At 34.8% G+C, this 19,313-nt stretch carries 18 protein-coding genes; 11 read left to right on the forward strand and 7 right to left on the reverse strand.

Going from position 1 to position 19,313, the window contains the following annotated elements; translation table 11 throughout:
• The first annotated feature begins 3 nt into the window (after positions 1–3).
• A complete protein-coding gene (lpcA, locus tag H3S74_RS11710) occupies positions 4–579 on the forward strand; it encodes a D-sedoheptulose 7-phosphate isomerase (RefSeq protein ID WP_110448410.1) in 576 nt (191 codons plus the stop codon).
• 1 nt (position 580) lies between these two features.
• On the forward strand, positions 581–1,360 hold the full coding sequence (locus tag H3S74_RS11715; RefSeq protein ID WP_198247941.1) for a class II glutamine amidotransferase: 780 nt from the start codon (positions 581–583) through the stop codon (positions 1,358–1,360).
• Here the strand turns inward: H3S74_RS11715 and mdtH are convergent.
• The 6 genes from mdtH to pncB form a co-directional block, all read right to left on the reverse strand.
• Complete coding sequence (gene mdtH, locus H3S74_RS11720; protein WP_198247942.1) at positions 1,338–2,549, reverse strand: multidrug efflux MFS transporter MdtH; 1,212 nt, start codon at positions 2,547–2,549, stop codon at positions 1,338–1,340. The genes H3S74_RS11715 and mdtH overlap by 23 nt on opposite strands.
• Positions 2,550–3,008, reverse strand: a complete 459-nt coding sequence (locus H3S74_RS11725; RefSeq protein ID WP_086358663.1) for a methylglyoxal synthase — start codon at positions 3,006–3,008, stop codon at positions 2,550–2,552.
• A 140-nt stretch (positions 3,009–3,148) separates the two neighbouring features.
• Complete coding sequence (locus tag H3S74_RS11730) at positions 3,149–4,294, reverse strand: porin (RefSeq protein ID WP_198247943.1); 1,146 nt, start codon at positions 4,292–4,294, stop codon at positions 3,149–3,151.
• 311 nt (positions 4,295–4,605) lie between these two features.
• On the reverse strand, positions 4,606–5,805 hold the full coding sequence (locus H3S74_RS11735; protein ID WP_198247944.1) for a porin: 1,200 nt from the start codon (positions 5,803–5,805) through the stop codon (positions 4,606–4,608).
• Positions 5,806–6,108: 303 nt separating this feature from the next.
• Positions 6,109–7,512, reverse strand: a complete 1,404-nt coding sequence (gene asnS, locus H3S74_RS11740; RefSeq protein WP_198201225.1) for an asparagine--tRNA ligase — start codon at positions 7,510–7,512, stop codon at positions 6,109–6,111.
• Positions 7,513–7,679: 167 nt separating this feature from the next.
• The gene (gene pncB / locus H3S74_RS11745; RefSeq protein WP_110448416.1) at positions 7,680–8,873 is read right to left on the reverse strand and encodes a nicotinate phosphoribosyltransferase; all 1,194 of its coding nucleotides are present in this window, start codon (positions 8,871–8,873) and stop codon (positions 7,680–7,682) included.
• A gap of 273 nt (positions 8,874–9,146) precedes the next feature.
• On the opposite strand from pncB, the gene pepN reads away from it, so the two are divergent.
• Positions 9,147–11,780 carry an aminopeptidase N gene (gene pepN / locus H3S74_RS11750; RefSeq protein ID WP_198247945.1) on the forward strand — a complete coding sequence of 878 codons (2,634 nt, stop codon included), beginning with the start codon at positions 9,147–9,149 and terminating at the stop codon, positions 11,778–11,780.
• 150 nt (positions 11,781–11,930) lie between these two features.
• Complete coding sequence (locus H3S74_RS11755) at positions 11,931–12,263, forward strand: rhodanese-like domain-containing protein (RefSeq protein ID WP_086358657.1); 333 nt, start codon at positions 11,931–11,933, stop codon at positions 12,261–12,263.
• 28 nt (positions 12,264–12,291) lie between these two features.
• On the opposite strand, the gene H3S74_RS11760 is transcribed toward H3S74_RS11755, so the two are convergent.
• Complete coding sequence (locus H3S74_RS11760) at positions 12,292–13,140, reverse strand: MetQ/NlpA family ABC transporter substrate-binding protein (protein WP_198247946.1); 849 nt, start codon at positions 13,138–13,140, stop codon at positions 12,292–12,294.
• 183 nt (positions 13,141–13,323) lie between these two features.
• Between H3S74_RS11760 and H3S74_RS11765 the strand changes: the two genes are divergently transcribed.
• The 7 genes from H3S74_RS11765 (at position 13,324) to mlaC (ending at position 19,310) form a co-directional block, all read left to right on the forward strand.
• Complete coding sequence (locus tag H3S74_RS11765) at positions 13,324–14,460, forward strand: amidohydrolase (protein WP_198247947.1); 1,137 nt, start codon at positions 13,324–13,326, stop codon at positions 14,458–14,460.
• Between the two features lie 13 nt (positions 14,461–14,473).
• Positions 14,474–15,517: a methionine ABC transporter ATP-binding protein gene (locus H3S74_RS11770; protein ID WP_198247948.1), complete on the forward strand. Its 1,044-nt coding sequence runs from the start codon at positions 14,474–14,476 to the stop codon at positions 15,515–15,517.
• Between the two features lie 98 nt (positions 15,518–15,615).
• Positions 15,616–16,215, forward strand: coding sequence for a methionine ABC transporter permease (locus H3S74_RS11775; protein ID WP_363317459.1), 600 nt, complete (start codon positions 15,616–15,618; stop codon positions 16,213–16,215).
• A gap of 257 nt (positions 16,216–16,472) precedes the next feature.
• Positions 16,473–17,288, forward strand: a complete 816-nt coding sequence (gene mlaF / locus H3S74_RS11780; protein ID WP_294892771.1) for a phospholipid ABC transporter ATP-binding protein MlaF — start codon at positions 16,473–16,475, stop codon at positions 17,286–17,288.
• A complete protein-coding gene (mlaE, locus tag H3S74_RS11785) occupies positions 17,288–18,067 on the forward strand; it encodes a lipid asymmetry maintenance ABC transporter permease subunit MlaE (protein WP_086362848.1) in 780 nt (259 codons plus the stop codon). The genes mlaF and mlaE overlap by 1 nt, the downstream gene beginning before the upstream one ends.
• An 11-nt stretch (positions 18,068–18,078) precedes the next feature.
• Positions 18,079–18,663, forward strand: a complete 585-nt coding sequence (gene mlaD / locus H3S74_RS11790) for an outer membrane lipid asymmetry maintenance protein MlaD (RefSeq protein ID WP_198247949.1) — start codon at positions 18,079–18,081, stop codon at positions 18,661–18,663.
• A gap of 2 nt (positions 18,664–18,665) precedes the next feature.
• Positions 18,666–19,310 carry a phospholipid-binding protein MlaC gene (gene mlaC / locus H3S74_RS11795; RefSeq protein ID WP_110448422.1) on the forward strand — a complete coding sequence of 215 codons (645 nt, stop codon included), beginning with the start codon at positions 18,666–18,668 and terminating at the stop codon, positions 19,308–19,310.
• Positions 19,311–19,313 lie beyond the last annotated feature (3 nt).

Consider the following 19,313-nt stretch of genomic DNA (forward strand, 5'->3'; position numbering starts at 1 on the left):
TTAATGTACATTAACACCATTCGTGATGAATTAAATCAGGCAATTGACGTATTGGCCAATTTCGTTGCAAACGATGAAAATTTAAAAAAAATCCAGCAAGCAGCCGTTTTAATTGCAGACTCATTTAAACAAGGTGGAAAAGTACTTTCATGCGGTAATGGTGGATCGCATTGTGATGCGATGCATTTTGCTGAAGAATTAACCGGACGTTTCCGTGATAATCGTCCTTCATATCCAGCAATTGCCATATCTGATGTTAGTCACATCTCGTGCGTGGGCAATGATTATGGTTTTGATTACATATTTTCTCGTTACGTTGAAGGCGTTGGACAAAAAGGTGATGTATTATTAGGCATTTCAACTTCAGGGAATTCAGCTAATGTACTTAAAGCAATTGAAGCCGCTAAACAAAAAGGTATGAAAATTATCACACTGACAGGTAAAGATGGCGGGAAAATGAATGGATTAGCTGATGTTGATATTCGAGTACCACATTTTGGCTATGCAGATCGTGTTCAAGAAATCCATATCAAAGTAATTCATATTTTGATTCTACTTATTGAAAAAGAGATGGCTTAATATGTGCGAATTATTGGGTATGAGTGCCAATGTGCCGACCGATATTTGTTTTAGTTTTACCAGTTTGATTAAACGTGGTGGTGATAAAGGTCCTCATAAAGATGGCTGGGGCATAACCTTCTATGAAGGTAAAGGATGTCGAACGTTTAAAGATCCGCAACCATGTAGTTTTTCACCCATTGCTAAATTGGTTCAACAATACCCAATAAAATCAACTGCTGTTATTGCTCATATTCGCCAAGCTAATCGCGGTGGTGTTGCACTAGAAAACACTCATCCTTTTACTCGAGAATTATGGGGTAAAAATTGGACTTTTGCACACAATGGACAATTAACTGATTATGAAAAATTAGATACAGGAATATTTCAACCGGTTGGATTAACTGATAGTGAATATGCTTTTTGCTATTTAATAAATGAATTACATAAAAAATACCCACAGCAACCAACCAATAATATTGAACTTTTTGAATATATTAGAGAGTGTGCTATTAAATTAACCCAATTAGGTATTTTTAATATGCTACTTTCAGATGGTGAATATGTGTTTGCCTACAGTTCAACTAATCTACACTGGATCACCCGAAAAGCACCATTTGGAAAAGCCAAGTTAATTGACGAAGATGTTGAAATAGATTTTCAAAAACATACGACACCAAATGATGTTGTAACAATAATTTCAACTATGCCGTTAACTTCGAACGAAATATGGACTAAATTAGCTAGTGGTGAAGCAATTTTATTTAAAAATGGCGAAATTAGCCAATCTTTCTCATCTTGACCTTAGTCATAGGTGGCTCGTTTTTGAATAAATATTCTAAATATCCTAAAGTTAATAGACCGACTAAAGTTAAGATTATCCATGGTAAATGCGGTAAACCGATTTGGATGGACACATCATAAAGCCAGCCAGCACCGGTATAACCAATAAAACCACCTAATGCCAATCCCAACCGGCTAAACCCCATATAGCTACCTTTAGCTTTAGGGTTTGTTAAAACAGTTGCCAATGTTTCTCTAGCTGGTTCAGCTATAATCGCACCAAAATAAAACAATGCTATAAGAGAGAGTAAAATTGATAATTGTGATGTAAAGCCAATAATAATAAAAGCAAAAGACATCAATAATAATCCAAATTTAAGACGTTGATCTAATCTAAAATATTTTTCACTTATTCGAGCAAGAGGATAAAGTAAACATAGTGATATTGTTGCTTGGATAGCATACATCCATTTTACATAGCTAGGACTTCCTGACACATTGGTAATGGTTAAAGGTAACATCAGCATGATTTGCACCCACAGCACGTAATAACCAGTTAAAGTAAGTACATAATGAGTAAATTTTCTATCTTTAAGAACCATTTTCATGCCGTTAATGATCGGAGCTTTACCAATTGCGATATGATAGGCCGGTAAGTACATCAGATTAAAAATACCACATAAAAAAAAGATAAAAGCACCACACCAACACACTAATTGAAAATCGTAATCGATTAGAATGCCACCGATAAGAGCGCCAATAACTGCGCCTGCATTATCTTGTATCATTAGTAGAGAAATAAACTTGCCTCGTTCATGAGGACGAGTAAATTTGATAGTTAATCCCATTCTAGGGGGATCAAATAACAAACCGCCCAATGCCGAAAGTAAACAAGATATTAATAATAACCAATGTTCTGTTGCTAGTGCCATTGAGATAAATCCAATTGATCGCAAAAACATACCAGTTATTATCATTGGTTTAGCACCAAAGCGATCTGCGATTGCCCCACCAATCAAACCAAATCCTTGCTGAACAAATTGACGAAAACCTAAAGCAAAACCAACAAATAACGCACTCCACCCAACTTGACTAACAAAGTGGGTAGAGACCAATGGAAATACTACATAAAATCCCAACACAATAAACAAATTATCTAACAATAATATGTATCGACCTGTTTTGCGAACTTGTGAAGGAATTGGCATCTATTTTACTCTTTCGTTTAAATAACCTTGATAATCAGGAATTTCAATTTCCACTTCTTGAGTAAATATTGAGGATTGTATTAAAGCGTTAGCGGTAGCTTGATTAGTGGCTACTGGAATATTCCAAACTGTTGATAAGCGTAATAGAGCTTTTACATCTGGATCATGTGGTACAGCATTAAGTGGATCCCAGAAAAAGATCAGAATATCAATTTTACCTTCAGCAATTAAAGCTCCGATTTGTTGATCCCCCCCCATTGGACCACTGAGCATAGGCGTTATAGTTAATCCCGTTTCTTTCTTAATTAATGTTCCGGTTGTTCCTGTACCACACAGGTTGTGATGCGAAAGTTCTTGTCGATTTTTTTTGCACCAATTTAATAATGCTTCTTTTAAGTGATCATGTGCCACTAAAGCAATATTTTTTTTTGCAGGTAATTTTCGAGTAATGTACTGCATCAATATAGTCCTAATTGATTATTATTTCATTATTTTTATCAGACTTATTATTAAAGCGCAAGCGGTATTTATTGAAAAATAGATAACAAAAAAGGCACCTAAGTGCCTTTTATTTAATCTTAAGAAAAAGATAAAGATAATTAGAATTGATAAATTAATCCTAATGCTACAGTATCTTTAGCTGTTGCTTTAATTTGAGATTTAGTGAATGTACCATCTTCGTATAAACCTCGACGAGCACCAATATCATCTTTATCTAACAAGTTAATTTTATAATCAACAATTGCTGATAAGTTTTTATTAAAGTCATAGGTTAAACCAACATCGACATATTTAGCTAAATCATTACCTTTAAGACCCGCATCACCACTTCTTGAGAAGTTTGATGCATCTTGTACTTTATGTTGAATATAAGCAACAGAAGGAGTTAAACGACCCACTTCAAAGTCAATACCGTATTGAGCAACTAATTCAAACCCTTTAGTTTTCAAATCAGAGGTATTTTCTGTAGTTGATGCTTTTTCCCAACCGTATTTTTGTTTACCTTGAATATAAAGCGCAGCTAAATATAGATTATCATTATCATATTTAACACCAGCTGACCATGCTTTAGCATCTTTATGACCACCCGTTTGTGCATAGCCGGCACCAATTGATAAACCTGTATCAAGCACGTCCCAATCAATTACTGAACCCCAAGCTTCAGCACTATCATGGCCAGTACGGTCGTGATTATTTAGATATTTAGTTGAACTATTATCACCATTATCGGCATATTGCACAGCAAAACGTAAACCGTTAACTAAACCAAAGAAATCTGAGTTACGATAAGTAGCCACTGCTTTGGTTCTTGCTGTTAATGCATAGATATCATTATTTGATGCATCGCCACCAAACTCAGGTAGAACATCAGTATATGAAGTTAAGGTTTTTAATACACCGTCGTTACGGCCATAATCAAATGAACCAAAATCACCAAAATTTAGACCTGCATAAGCATAACGAGTTTCGTTATCAGCATCAGCTCCTGTTTTAGCTTCATATTCCCAGCGACCATAACCACTCAAACCATCAGTGATTTGTGTTTGTCCTGACATCCCTAAACGAGCAGTGGTTTTGTCACCTTCACCAGTTTGATTATTACGATCAGTAATATAGTTTAAGGCATAAACTCGACCATAAAAGTCAACTTTATTACCATCTTTGTTCCACACTTCAATTGAAGCGCTTGCTGTACCTGCAACTAATAGAGCAGGAATAGCGATTGCTAATAGATTACGTTTCATTTAGTTACCCTCTTAGGTATTTTATTATTAAAGATACAAAATATTTTGTTCTTGATTTAATAAATAGCTGCTGTTAATTAGCAACTAAGTTATTACTGGGATATCTATTATTATTGTTAAATACTAGATTTTTATTGCAAACATTATGGATTAATAACGTTTGTAAGATATTATTCTGCGAATTGAGTCTATTCTATGACTTAAAATAATATTTTTTTAAGCATAAAATGTTTTTTTAGATAACATGACGTTCAAGAGATGAAAAAAAAGGCACCTAAGTGCCTTTTATTGATATTTAAGATATCAAGAAATTAGAATTGGTAAATTAAACCAACACCTAATACATCTTTAGTACCTGGTTTGTACGGATAATTACCACTGCTTGCACGAACTGTATTTAATTCAGCGCCAATATCTCGTTTCTTAAGAAGATTGAATTTATATTCAACGATAGCACTAAAGTTTTTATTAAGATCATATGTCGCACCTAGTGAAACATATTTAGCTAAGTTACGACCTTGTTTATGTTCGTCATCATAATAGTAGTCTTCAGAGCTAATGTTACTAAATTTATGTTGAACATAAGCTAAAGATGGAGTTAAACGTCCTACTCCTAAATCAATACCATATTGAGCAACTAACTCAACACCTTTGATTTTAGGATTGTCATAACGCTCACCATCAACACCTCTCTCATTCCAAGTATTGAATTTGGTTTGGAAATAGGTAGCGGCTAAATATAGATTATAGTTATCATATTTGATACCAGCAGTCCATGTTTTAGCTTTTTTAACACCGCCTTCAAGGTATTTAGATTTACCAGCTGTTTGCGCATAACCTCCGCCAACAGTTAAGCCAGTATCAAAAATATTCCATTGAATATTAGCACCATATGCTTCACGGCTAACACCTTTGTATCCAGATAGATCACCATCTTCATCAAGTACATTAATTGAAGGTTTTTTACCATCAACAGTATATGAATTATCGCCATTATCAGCATATTGTAATGCAAAGCTCAAATCATCACTTAAACCGAAAAAGTTGTTGTTACGGTAAGTTGCAACAGCTTTAGTACGAGCTGAAAGCACGTTCCAAGTATTGTTTGCTGCTTCACCACCAAATTCTGGTAATACGTCAGTATAAGCAGTAATAGCTTTTAACACACCATCGTTACGACCATAGTCAAATGAACCTAAGTCACCAAAGTTTAAACCAGCAAATGCATAACGAACTTCGTTATTTGAATTTTTACCAGCTTTAGCTTCATATTCCCAGCGACCATAACCAGTAATACCGTCAGTGATTTGAGTTTGACCAGACATACCTAAACGAGCTGAAGTATCGTCACCTTCACCATCTTGTCCACGATCAGTGATATGGTTAGCTGCTTTTACTCGGCCATAAAAATCAACTTTATTACCGTCTTTGTTCCATACTTCGATAGAAGCATTTGCACCAGCTGCTACTAAAAGAGCAGGGATAGCGATTGCTAATAGATTACGTTTCATTTCTTACCCTCATGGTTATTTCTATAAAAAGACACGCCTTTTGGTTGTGTCAATTTTTACAATGATTATTCATCCAAAAATAATGTTTATAACTAACGTTTTTAACTATTATTTTCATCTTACTTTTTACAGTACTGTAAATTATGTATAAAAATTTATTAAAATCAAGTGAACTTTTCGTTAAACGTGATGTCTAAGCTTAAAATAACGTCTGTTTGATTATTTTTTAATCGTTTGTAAAGTTTTGTTAATGTTAAATTTGCTATCAACTGACTAAAAGTCAGTTGATAATATGCACAAATTTTAGAAATTTGCATTACGTGGAGTTCTAGGGAAAGGAATCACATCACGAACATTCTGAACGCCAGTGACATACACAATTAGACGTTCAAAACCTAATCCAAAACCTGAGTGAGGTACAGTACCATAACGACGTAAATCTCGGTACCACCAATAATCTTCTTTTTTAAGACCTAATTCATCCATACGTTTATCTAACATATCCAAACGTTCTTCACGTTGTGAACCACCAATGATTTCACCAATACCCGGTGCTAATACATCCATTGCCGCAACAGTTTTACCATCATCATTCATACGCATATAAAACGCTTTAATATCTTTAGGATAATTTTTAACAACAACTGGCGCTTTAAAATATTGTTCAGCTAAATAACGTTCATGTTCAGATGCCAAATCAATACCCCAACTTACTGGATTTTCAAATTTAGCATCACAGTTTTGTAAGATAGTAATAGCATCAGTGTAGTCCACTTGGGCAAAATCAGCATTAATAAAGCTTTCAAGACGATTAATAGCATCTTTATCAATATGCTGTGCGAAAAACTGCATATCATCAGCTCGTTTTTCAAGTACTGTTTTAAAGACATACTTCAACATATCTTCAGCAAGTTTGGCATTATCGTTAAGATCAGCAAACGCCACTTCTGGCTCCATCATCCAAAATTCAGCTAAATGGCGTGTAGTATTTGAGTTTTCAGCTCTAAAAGTAGGACCAAAGGTATAGACTTTTGAAAGTGCACATGCATAAGTTTCTGCATTAAGTTGCCCAGAAACAGTTAAAAAAGCTTCTTTACCAAAAAAGTCTTTATCAAAATCAACTTTACCATTATCTGTTTTAGGTAAATTTAACATATCCAGTGTTGAAACGCGGAACATTTCACCGGCACCTTCAGTATCAGAGGCAGTAATAATTGGTGTTGAAAGCCAGAAAAAACCTCTTTCATCAAAAAACTGGTGAATAGCTTGCGCTAAGGTGTGTCGTACACGAGTAATAGCACCAACAATATTGGTTCTTGCGCGTAAATGAGCAACTTCGCGAAGATATTCTATTGAGTGACGTTTAGCGGCCATTGGATAAGTTTCAGGATCATCAACAAAACCATAAACTTCAACTTGCGTTGCTTGTAGTTCATATTTTTGTCCTTGACCTGGAGATTCAACAACTTTACCAGTCACTTTTACTGAACAGCCCGCAGTTAAACGCAAAATATCTTGTTCATAATTTGGTAAGTCTTTTTCAATTACCGCTTGAATTGGATCAAAACAAGAACCATCATACACAGCCAAAAATGAGATACCGGCTTTAGAATCACGGCGAGTTCTTACCCAACCTTGAACTGAAATGGTGCTACCAACAGCAATTTTACCTTGTAGCACGTCAACAATAGGAGCAACAGAATTCATTTTAATTATCCATCTCTATTTATTATTTATATAGTAAGTAATCTTAAAAGTAATATATAAGCTGAGTTTTAATATTCATTTAAGTATTATCAAAAATTGATAATACAGATTATTTATAAGACTATATCACTTTGTTTAATTATTAATATTAATCATCAATATGACTATTAATGATTGACTTTAAACGTTCTTTTTAATTCATCAATAAAAGCCAAATCTTGTGAAATTGTTTTACCAGGACTATCAGATAATTTAGCTACAGCTTGATTATTACATTCCGTTAGTTTTAATACAATGTTTAACGATTTGGTATTTACTTCTGTAGACGGAATATCACAAGCAAGAAAACCACCGATACCAAAGGATAATTTCACTCGATGATTAAAGTGTCGATAAATTTTCAGCGCTTTATCAAAGTTTAGACTATCAGAGAACACCAGTAATTTTGTTTTAGGATCAATTCCTAATTGCTGATAATGGCTAATCGCTTTTTCACCCCATTCAATCGGATCGCCCGAATCATGGCGTAGTCCTTGATAATGAGATGCAAAATAGTAGTCAAAATCACGTAAAAAAGCATCCATAGTAATACAATCTGTCAACGCAACGCCCAGATCATCAGGGTATTCGTCTAACCAAACTTGCAAGGCCGTTTTTTGGCAATCATGCAAGTTAGGGCTTAAACGCTGATGGGCTTGGAACCATTCATGGGCTTGAGTGCCAACTGGAGTTAACCCTAGACGATATGCCAATAAATAATTACTAGTACTATGAAAATTGCGGAAATGGTTTTGCAAATAACTTACAACGGCCTCTTGGACAGCAAAAGAGTAACGTCTCCGTGTACCAAAATCCAGCAAATTAAAACCAGACATATCAAGATCATTAGTTTGCTCATCAAATCTGGCTAATTTATCTTTAAGCCTTGCTAATGCTTGTTCAACGCCGATATTTGGCGAACGATCTTTGTGAACTATTTCGCTAATAACCGCCAGCAATGGCACTTCCCACAAAATAACATCAACCCATTTGCCTTCAATTTGAATCACCAGCAAACCATCTTCGTTTTTAATGGTTAATAACTGACTATTAAAACGCCAGTTTTTTAACCAGTTTAAATAATCAGATTTAAAAAAGGTAATACCAGATAAATAGGCGAACTCATCATCGGTAAGTGTTAAAGACTCCATTAATTTAACTTGATGAGCAATTTGATCGGCATATTGACCAAGTAGATCATCACTACGACAGCGAAACTGAGCAACGACAGTCGCGTCAGGATAATGATGAAAAACGGCCTGCTGCATATGCAACTTATAAGCATCAGTATCTAATATTGATGTAATTATTGCGGGTAACATGTCTATCTATTATCAGTTCTTTAAAGAAAATTCTGATGATTATAGCAGAATAATAATTAAGATATAAATTAATTATCTAATAAGATTATTTTTAATAGGCTATAATAGTTCATATAGACATTTTGGTAAAATTAATCGAAATTCATTCCAAAATGATAAATAAATATAATTCATTCTATTTTAGAAAAATAATCATAGATACTGATGGGTATTAACCCCGTTTTGATTAATTTGAATACATAATTAGCACACCACTTACAAAGGTATATAAACATGAGTACAACGACAACTGATATACAACCGACTGCTAAATATCGTCATGACTATAAAACTCCAGACTTTACTATTACTGACATCGATCTTGATTTCGATTTAGCGGCAGAAACAACGACAGTTATCGCCCGTAGTCATATCATCAAAAAAAATTCTCAAGTTAACGATTTAGTATTAGATGGCGAAGAACTTAAATTAGTTTCAGTAAATATTGATGAACAACCATGGTCTGATTATCAAATCACAAAAACGGGATTAACGATTAATAATGTTCCTTCTGAATTTACCTTAACTATTGTTAATCAAATTAAGCCTATCGATAATACAGCACTTGAAGGATTATATGTTTCTGGTGATGCACTATGCACGCAATGTGAAGCTGAAGGTTTCCGCCACATTACTTACTACCTCGATAGACCAGATGTTCTAGCACGATTTTCAACTAGAATTACCGCTAATAAACAACAATATCCTTACTTATTATCTAATGGTAATCGCATTGCACAAGGGGAACTTTCCGACGGTAGGCATTGGGTGCAATGGCAAGATCCATTTCCTAAACCGGCCTATTTATTCGCATTAGTAGCCGGTGATTTTGATATTTTAAAAGATCACTTTATCACTCGTTCTAATCGAAAAATTGATCTTGAAATTTATGTCGATAAAGGCAATTTAGATCGTTCACAATGGGCGATGACCAGTTTAAAAAATGCCATGCGCTGGGATGAAAGCCGTTTTGATTTAGAATATGATTTAGATATCTTTATGATTGTAGCCGTTGATTTTTTCAACATGGGAGCAATGGAAAATAAAGGCCTTAACATTTTCAATTCTAAATATGTCCTTGCTAAACCACAAACTGCCACCGATGATGATTATATCGGTATTGAATCAGTAATTGGTCACGAATATTTTCATAATTGGACCGGTAATCGAGTCACTTGTCGTGATTGGTTCCAACTTAGCCTAAAAGAAGGATTAACAGTATTTAGAGATCAAGAATTCACTTCTGATCAAGGACTCAGATCGGTAAAACGGATTGCTGATGTCAAACTGTTACGCACAGTACAATTTGCGGAAGATGCAAGCCCGATGTCTCATCCTATTCGTCCTGAACAAGTAATTGAAATGAATAATTTTTATACTGTTACCGTATACGAAAAAGGTGCAGAAGTGATTCGTATGATGCATACATTATTAGGTGAAGCTAACTTTCAGGCTGGTATGAAACTTTATTTTGAACGCCATGATGGTAGTGCAGCAACTTGTGATGATTTTGTTGCAGCTATGCAAGATGCATCGGGAATTGATTTAACTCAGTTTAAATTATGGTATAGTCAATCAGGCACACCAGTGTTAACAGTAACGGACAGCTACAATCCACAAAATCAACAATACACCTTAACTGTTGAGCAACATACGCCGGCAACGCAAGATCAAAGTCAAAAACAGGCGCTACATATTCCATTAGATATCGAACTTTATCAGCAAAATGGTGATGTAATTGCATTGCAATATCAAAATAAACCTATTCATCACGTACTAAATGTAACCCAATCCAGACAAGAATTTGTTTTTGATCATGTTTCAGAAAAACCAATTGTTTCACTATTAAGAGATTTTTCAGCACCGGTAAAACTCAATTATGATTATCAAGATCACGATCTTATATTCTTAATGCAACATGCCAGCAATGCTTTTAGTCGTTACGATGCAGCGCAAATGTTATTAGCAAAATATGTGCGTATGAATGTAGATAATTATCATCAGAATTTATCAATGACAATTCCTGAGCCAGTATTAGATGCTTTTAGAGGAATATTACTATCAGATACCGCTGAACCAGCACTTATCGCACAAATACTGACTTTACCTTCGGAAAATGAATTGGCAAATCTATTTGATATCGTTGATCCGATGGCTATTTATCAAGTTCGCCAATTCTTATTAAATGTCTTTGCTAATGAACTCTATGATGAACTAACAGCGGTTTATCATCATAATCAAACAGCACAATATCAGATTGAACATGCTGACATTGGCAAACGCATGCTGAAAAACTGCTGTTTATCGATATTAGCTTATGCTGACGATAAATCGCTAGCGAATACTGTAGTTGAACAACAATATCAACAAGCCAATAATATGACAGATTCATTAGCGGCGCTTACCACAGCAGTAAAAGCGCAATTAACATGTCGACATACATTACTCTCCGATTTTGATGATAAATGGTATCAAGATGGTTTAGTAATGGATAAGTGGTTGGCTTTAAATGCGACAAGTCCAGAGCAAAATGTCTTATCAACAGTGAAAAAATTGCTTAATCATCGCTCTTTTTCACTCAATAATCCAAATCGAATAAGAAGTCTAATTGGTGCTTTTGTTAACAATAACCCTGTTGCTTTTCATGCTGAAGATGGCAGTGGCTACCATTTCTTAGTTGAAATATTAATGGAACTAAACCAGAAAAACCCACAAGTGGCATCAAGACTTATTGATCCACTTATTCGATTAAAACGTTATGACGAAAATCGTCAGAAAAAAATGACAGCTGCTTTAGAAAGCTTATTAAAATTAGATAACTTATCTAAAGATCTCTATGAAAAAATCACTAAAGCGTTAGCTGCATAATAAATTAACAGCATTATAAGGAGCAAAATCCACCTTGTTATTGATCAATAAGATTCAGTTAAGGTGGGATTTTTAATTAAACGACAGCAAATTTGCTACCAAAAACCCCGTTCCTCAAAATTTTTGCCGAAATTAAAATGAGTTTGAAAAATGACAATGATAAAAGAAATTAGCCCATTACAACTAAAACAAAAAATCGAAAGTAAAGCACCACTCTATTTACTTGATGTCCGAGAAGCTAATGAAGTCGCTATTTGTATGCTTAACGGCGCCAATCATATTCCAATGAATTTAATACCACTTTATTTAGATAAAATTCCTGACGAAGTAGATATTGTGATTTATTGTCATCATGGCGTAAGAAGCCTCAATGTAGCTAACTATTTGGTCGAAAATGGTTTTGATAGTGATTTTTTATATAATTTAACTGGTGGCATTGACGCATGGGCACAACTCATTGATACCAGTATGCCTAAATATTAAATAGCCCGTATTTAAACGGGCAAATTTATTATTCTTGTGGCATGACCCAATAACCATTTTGGTTATGTTCTTTCATATAATATTTAAATTGCTGCGACTGATAAATGCGTTTTATATCTTTTGCCCACTGGCTATTTTCATTACCACCATTAACCACCACCATGATTTCTAAATCAGGGATAATTGTTTCTGATAACAGCGCTTTTTTCGAATCTATATTGGCAGAATAAACAATACTTCCAGGAATAACGGCAAAGTCTAACTCATTTAAGACTCTAGGAATATTGGCAGAATCCATTTCAATAATATCTACACCAGCAATATTTTCGGCAATATCATTTTTGCTAACAATAATTGGATTAGTATTTGGTTTTAACTTAATCCAACCGGCTTTTTCCAATAAATTATATGAGCGAGCCGCATTTGAGGCATCTTGAGGAATACCAATTTTAGCACCAGAAAAGACATTTTTGATTGAAGTATATTTATTCGAAAATATTGCTGCAGGTACTGAAGGTACATGCACTACCGGTTTTAAATTAGCTTTACGTTGACTATTAAAGACATCCATATAAGCAGTATGTTGAGCAACAGTTAAATCAATACTTCCTTCGCTTAATGCTACATCAGATTCTAATAAATGCGGAAAATTAACTAATTTAACTTTATAACCTTCAGCTTCAAGTATTGGTTTAACAGCATCTTTGAACAGATCATTATATGGCCCTGGTGATACGCCCATACTGATTTCTTTTTTAGTTTGATTATCAACCTTAGATGATGAGTTATCACATGCAGTAATTAAAAAAATAGAACTAAATAATGCTAATAGTGCAACATTGTTAACAAATTTTTGTTTGATAAAACTTATTTTCATTTGAACTATCCTCAGTGAAATGTAAATTTAACAAACACTCTAACATAGAAATAACAATTCATTTATTCCATGTACTTCTATCTTATAACTTTTTGGAATAAGTTATAAAAAACGATTATTAGAGCAAAAAAATCAGCTGTGCTACCGTAAAAGTATCAAAAATTGATATCTATTGGATATGCCATGACTAACACGATTGCCCCTATTATTGAGCAACTTTTTCTTGATTTACATAAAAATCCAGAACTTTCCAATCAAGAGTTTGAAACAACAAAAAAGTTAAGAAATTGCTTAGAACAAGCTAATATTCGTATTTTAGAACTGGGGGCAAAAACAGGCGTTATCGCCGAAATTGGCTCAGGAAGCCCTGTTGTTGCTTTACGAGCAGATATTGACGCCCTACCCATAGATGAACAATCTGATTGTCAATACCGTTCAACCAAACAAGGCGTTATGCATGCTTGTGGTCATGACTTGCATACATCTGTGTTAATGGGAGCTGCTTATTTATTAAAAGCTAATGAACAGCAACTAAAAGGAACTGTTCGGTTACTTTTTCAGCCAGCCGAAGAAAATTTTAGCGGCGCGTTACATTTTATCGAAATTGGTGCACTCAATGGGGTTGATGCCATTTTTGGTATGCATAATAATCCTAACTTAACCATTAACCAAATGGCTTCACGAGCAGGCCCTTTTTCAGCTAATGTAGATCGTATTGAAATTACGGTAAAAGGAATTGGAGCACACGCTGCAAGACCTGAATCAGGTATTGATCCAATTGTCATTGGTGCACAGATTGTTAATGCGATACAAACAATTTCCAGTCGTACCATAAGTGGGCTCGACCCCGTAGTGGTTAGCATTACCAAATTCTTAGGTGGAAACACTTGGAATGTGATCCCTGAAACAGTTGAAATGGAAGGTACCGTAAGGACACTTACCCCCGATATAAGGCTAAAGGTCAAGCAACAACTAACTAGCATTGTCGAAAATATTGCCTTTAGTATGGGAGCTGAAGCCGAGTTAAGATGGTTTGATGGACCACCATCAATCATAAACGTGGCTAAATGGGTCGATTTTTGCCAAAACATTGCAAAACAGGAAGGTTATGAGGTTGTTGACTTTCAACCACAACTCGGCGGTGAAGATTTTGCTCACTACTTACATCATGTTCCCGGTGCATTTATCAATCTTGGCTCGCAAAGCCCCTATGCACTACACCATCCTAAATTTTTAGTTAATCGCAATATGATAATGCCAGCAGCTAATTATCTCGCAAATCTTGCGCAACTCGGATTGATTGAATTAGCCAAACATTGATAGGTATAACATAATGATAAAATTTGAAAATGTATCGAAACAATATGAACGCAATGGAATTACGACTCAAGCATTACAAAACATCAATTTAACCATCCAAAAAGGCGATATTTACGGCATTATTGGTTATAGTGGCGCAGGAAAAAGTACATTAGTACGTCTTATAAATTTTCTGGAAAAACCGACACAAGGCAATGTTATTATTCAAAACCAATCATTAAATCAATTATCAAATCCACAACTACGGCAAGTACGTCGTAAAATTGGTATGATTTTTCAGCATTTCAATCTACTTGAATCGAAAACTGTATATGAAAACATTGCTATCCCTTTAGTATTAATCAAAAAAGACAAACAAGCGATTAAACAAAAAGTCTACGAACTGCTTGAGTTTGTTGGCTTAAGTGATAAAGCTCATAGCTACCCTAAAGAGTTATCAGGAGGCCAAAAACAACGTATTGGCATTGCCCGAGCTTTGGCCAATGATCCCGATATTTTACTTTGTGATGAAGCTACATCAGCACTCGATCCGCAAACCACGCAATCGATTTTGGAGTTAATCAAAAAAATTAATGATCAATATAAAATTACAGTGGTATTAATTACCCATGAAATGCATGTTATAGAACAGGTTTGTCATAAAGTCGCGGTGATGGAAAAAGGTAAAATTATCGAACATGGCAATGTACTTGATGTGTTTGGTCATCCCAAACATAAAACCACACAAAATTTTGTTAGCTCAGTAATTAATGATCAAATCCCAGCGGGAGTGGTTGAAAATCTCTTAGAGATAGAGGGAGATAAAAATAATATAAAATTGTTTAAGCTTGAATTTCTGGGTCGTTCAGCCTCAGAACCTGTTATGAATTCGTTAATATTACAACAAAAAGTTGTCGTCAATATTTTGTTTGCCCATATGTCAGAAATTGAAAAAACTGTATTGGGCAGCATGTTTGTTCAACTAAAAGGTAGTGATAGTAATATCGAACAATCGGTACATTTTCTTCGTGAACATGGGGTAAACGTTACAGAAATCAAACATTGGGAGAGCAACTAATGGAAATAGTAAATGATATTATAAATTATTTAAGCACAACTTTTGCAACCAACGTAACTAGTGCACAATTTGCTCAAGCATCTTATGAAACTTTGTATATGGTAGTTTTTGCTTTAACATTAGGATCATTAATTGGCGTGCCATTGGGTATTTGTTTAGTCACTACTCGACCGTCTGGATTGCTTGAAAATAAAAAGATTTATCAGATAATTAATCCAATTATCAATCTAGTTCGCTCATTACCTTTTATTATCTTACTAGTAGCAATTCTACCATTAACCAAATTAATAGTTGGTAGTTCAATAGGCACAACAGCAGCAATTGTGCCATTAACCTTCTATGTAGCACCATATATTTCTCGATTAGTCGAAAACTCATTACTCGATGTAAATAGTGGTATTATTGAAGCTGCTGAATCGATGGGCGCAACGCCAATACAAATTATTTGGCATTTTATGCTTCCAGAAGCTTTTAGCTCTTTAATTTTAACCCTAACTACTGCGACAATTGGTTTAATTGGTGCAACTGCGATGGCAGGAGCCATCGGTGCTGGTGGTATTGGTGATCTAGCCGTTTCATACGGTTATCAACGTTTCGATACAACGGTCACCTACATTTGTGTCGTGATTTTAGTTATTGCAATTCAGTTTGTACAAAGTACAGGTAATTATTTAGCACGCAAAGCTCGACATGAATAATATCAATAATATTTAATAAATTGCTATATAGTGGTACTGGATTAACGTTACCACTATTAACTTTCTATAAGATTTCAGTTGCATAAATTATTACTATGTTTTTAGGATAAAGTATTAGCATAAAAAGATGAACAATAAAATTCCTTATGTTTTATACTTATTATTGCTAAAATTACCAATTCATTTAACGCATTTGTTTATTTACAATAATCAAGTAGAATACTCAAAATTCAATTATAGTAGTGTAGGAACTCATTGTGACTGACACATTACAGCAAAATTTGGTCGAAATTCACGATATGTCTTTTTATCGTGGTACTCGGCCTATTTACAAAAATATGAACCTAACGGTACCCAAAGGCAAAGTCACCGCTATCATGGGACCATCAGGCATAGGTAAAACTACGCTATTAAGACTTATTGGTGGACAATTAAAACCACAAGCTGGTCAAATTTTATTTGATGGTGAAGATGTGCCTAGTATGACACGCTCACGGCTATATGAGGTCCGTAAACGCATGAGCATGCTATTTCAATCAGGTGCATTATTTACTGACTTATCGGTATTTGATAATGTTGCTTATCCATTACGTGAGCATCTAAATTTACCTGAGCCAGTTTTACATAATTTAGTCTTGATGAAACTACAATCAGTAGGCCTTCGTGGCGCTGCCAATATGATGCCTTCCGAATTATCTGGAGGTATGGCTCGGCGTGCCGCGTTAGCCAGAGCTATCGCTCTCGATCCGGATCTCATTATGTTTGATGAACCATTCGCTGGACAGGATCCGATATCAATGGGAGTGATCGTTAAGCTTATTGCTGAACTCAATCAATCGCTTGGCTTAACCTGTATTGTAGTTAGCCATGATGTTAATGAAGTGTTAAGTATTGCTAACTATGCATACATTGTTGCTGAACAACATATTATTGCTGGTGGAACATCTCAAGAATTGCGTAATAATGATGATCTACGCGTTAAGCAATTCCTTGAAGGTTTAGCCGATGGTCCAGTACCCTTTCATTATCCGGCTGTTGATTACAAATTAGACCTAAGTAGAGGTGCAAACTAATGTTGAACTTAATTGCAAAACTTGGTCAATCAATAATTAATATTATTGCTATGTTAGGCCGCTCAGGAGTTATGCTATTTGGTGCACTTATTGGTAAACCTCAATTTAGCAAACAATTTCCATTACTTGTTAAACAATTTTATTTTGTCGGTGTACAATCGCTTTCCATTATTATCGTATCTGGTCTTTTTATAGGTATGGTATTGGCGTTACAAGGTTATTTTATTTTAACTACCTTTGGTGCCGAAGCAAGTTTAGGGATGCTAGTTGCCCTTGCTTTATTACGAGAGCTTGGTCCTGTGGTTGCTGGATTACTTTTTGCCGGCCGAGCTGGTTCAGCCCTAACTGCCGAAATAGGATTAATGAAGGCCACTGAACAATTGTCAAGTATGGAGATGATGGCGATCGATCCATTAAGAAGAATTATTGCACCACGGTTTTGGGCGGGATTTTTCTGTATGCCATTTTTAACCGCAATTTTTGTCGCTGTTGGTATTTTAGGCGGTGTATTAGTCGGTGTTGATTGGAAAGGTATTGATGCTGGATTTTTTTGGTCTTCTATTCAAAGTAATGTCGATTGGTGGCACGATTTAGGCAATTGTTTTATAAAAAGCTTTGCTTTTGCAATCGCTAGTACATGGATTGCATTATTTAATGGTTATGATTGCGTACCAACATCAGAAGGAATCAGTCGGGCAACAACCAACACTGTTGTCTATTCATCATTAGTTATTTTGGGGTTAGATTTTATTTTAACCGCATTAATGTTTAGTAATTGAGGTCATTAAACATGAGTCGTAAAGTTGAAATTACAGTAGGATTATTTATGGTACTGGTGATCTGCTCAGTACTCTTTTTATGCTTTAGAGTTACTGATCCAACATCTTTTGCTAGTCATAATTCTTACCGTGTTTATGCAGTATTTGATAATATTGGTGGATTAAAGGTAAGATCACCAATTAAAATTGGTGGGGTAGTAATTGGTCGTGTCAGTAATATTAGTTTAAAATCAGATAATGGTGATGTTTATAAACCTTATGTTACTATGGATCTCGATTCCCAATACGATAAAATTCCGAGTTCTAGTTCACTTTCTATCAAAACTTCAGGCCTATTAGGTGAACAATTCATTGATATTAATTTTGGGTTAGATCAAAACATTGAACAGGAATTAGATGCTTTAGATGCAGATGATGCCACTGCACCAACCAATAATAATGTCAATAAGAAGCCTGTTTATCTTATAGACGGTTATGTGATTAACAATACTAAACCAGCAATGGTTATTGAAGATTTAATTGGACAGTTTTTATATAGTGCTGGTGGATCGTCAGATAAAGACAAAAAACAAGATACTAACGAAAGTAAGGAGTAATTATGTTAACCAGATTGAAACAAAGTTTATTTTTAATACTTGCATTAATGATAAGTACAGCAGCGTTTGCAGAAAATGACCCATATAAAGATATGCAAGTTGCAGCAGACAAAATTTTTAGCACTATGAAAGCGCAATCAGCGACGCTTAAATCAAATCCAAATAAACTTAAAGATATTGTCAGAGCTGACTTACTACCTTATGTACAAGTTAAATATGCTGGTGCACTCATTTTAGGTAATGCGTATAAAACGGCAACTGACACACAACGTACGGCTTATTTCAAAGCTTTCGAAAACTATCTAGTTCAAGCCTTTGCCCAGGCACTTTCAATGTATAACGGTCAATCTTATCAAGTTGAAACCTCAAAAGATTTAACCGGTAAATCGTTAATTTCTATCCGCGTATTACTAAATCAACCAGATAAAAATCAACAACCGTTACGAATTGATTTCCAATGGCGAAAAAATACCGTAACTGGTGAATGGAAAGCTTATGATTTAATAGCTGAAGGCGTAAGTATGATTACAACCAAACAAAATGAATGGTCAACAATTTTACGCCAAGATGGAATTGATGCATTAACTAAACAGTTAAATGATCTATCTAATCGCAATATTGATCCAAACGCTAAACAAAAAGGTTAGTTC

The sequence above is a fragment of the Gilliamella sp. W8126 genome (assembly GCF_016102185.1).
Classification (GTDB): domain Bacteria; phylum Pseudomonadota; class Gammaproteobacteria; order Enterobacterales; family Orbaceae; genus Gilliamella; species Gilliamella apis_A.

Bases quoted from the DNA above. Each gene is read 5' to 3' on its own strand.
- lpcA (WP_110448410.1), top strand. From the start codon at position 4: ATGTACATTAACACCATTCGTGATGAATTAAATCAGGCAATTGACGTA.
- H3S74_RS11715 (WP_198247941.1), top strand. From the start codon at position 581: ATGTGCGAATTATTGGGTATGAGTGCCAATGTGCCGACCGATATTTGT.
- mdtH (WP_198247942.1), bottom strand. From the start codon at position 2,549: ATGCCAATTCCTTCACAAGTTCGCAAAACAGGTCGATACATATTATTG.
- H3S74_RS11725 (WP_086358663.1), bottom strand. From the start codon at position 3,008: ATGCAGTACATTACTCGAAAATTACCTGCAAAAAAAAATATTGCTTTA.
- H3S74_RS11730 (WP_198247943.1), bottom strand. From the start codon at position 4,294: ATGAAACGTAATCTATTAGCAATCGCTATTCCTGCTCTATTAGTTGCA.
- H3S74_RS11735 (WP_198247944.1), bottom strand. From the start codon at position 5,805: ATGAAACGTAATCTATTAGCAATCGCTATCCCTGCTCTTTTAGTAGCA.
- asnS (WP_198201225.1), bottom strand. From the start codon at position 7,512: ATGAATTCTGTTGCTCCTATTGTTGACGTGCTACAAGGTAAAATTGCT.
- pncB (WP_110448416.1), bottom strand. From the start codon at position 8,873: ATGTTACCCGCAATAATTACATCAATATTAGATACTGATGCTTATAAG.
- pepN (WP_198247945.1), top strand. From the start codon at position 9,147: ATGAGTACAACGACAACTGATATACAACCGACTGCTAAATATCGTCAT.
- H3S74_RS11755 (WP_086358657.1), top strand. From the start codon at position 11,931: ATGACAATGATAAAAGAAATTAGCCCATTACAACTAAAACAAAAAATC.
- H3S74_RS11760 (WP_198247946.1), bottom strand. From the start codon at position 13,140: ATGAAAATAAGTTTTATCAAACAAAAATTTGTTAACAATGTTGCACTA.
- H3S74_RS11765 (WP_198247947.1), top strand. From the start codon at position 13,324: ATGACTAACACGATTGCCCCTATTATTGAGCAACTTTTTCTTGATTTA.
- H3S74_RS11770 (WP_198247948.1), top strand. From the start codon at position 14,474: ATGATAAAATTTGAAAATGTATCGAAACAATATGAACGCAATGGAATT.
- H3S74_RS11775 (WP_363317459.1), top strand. From the start codon at position 15,616: ATGGTAGTTTTTGCTTTAACATTAGGATCATTAATTGGCGTGCCATTG.
- mlaE (WP_086362848.1), top strand. From the start codon at position 17,288: ATGTTGAACTTAATTGCAAAACTTGGTCAATCAATAATTAATATTATT.
- mlaD (WP_198247949.1), top strand. From the start codon at position 18,079: ATGAGTCGTAAAGTTGAAATTACAGTAGGATTATTTATGGTACTGGTG.
- mlaC (WP_110448422.1), top strand. From the start codon at position 18,666: ATGTTAACCAGATTGAAACAAAGTTTATTTTTAATACTTGCATTAATG.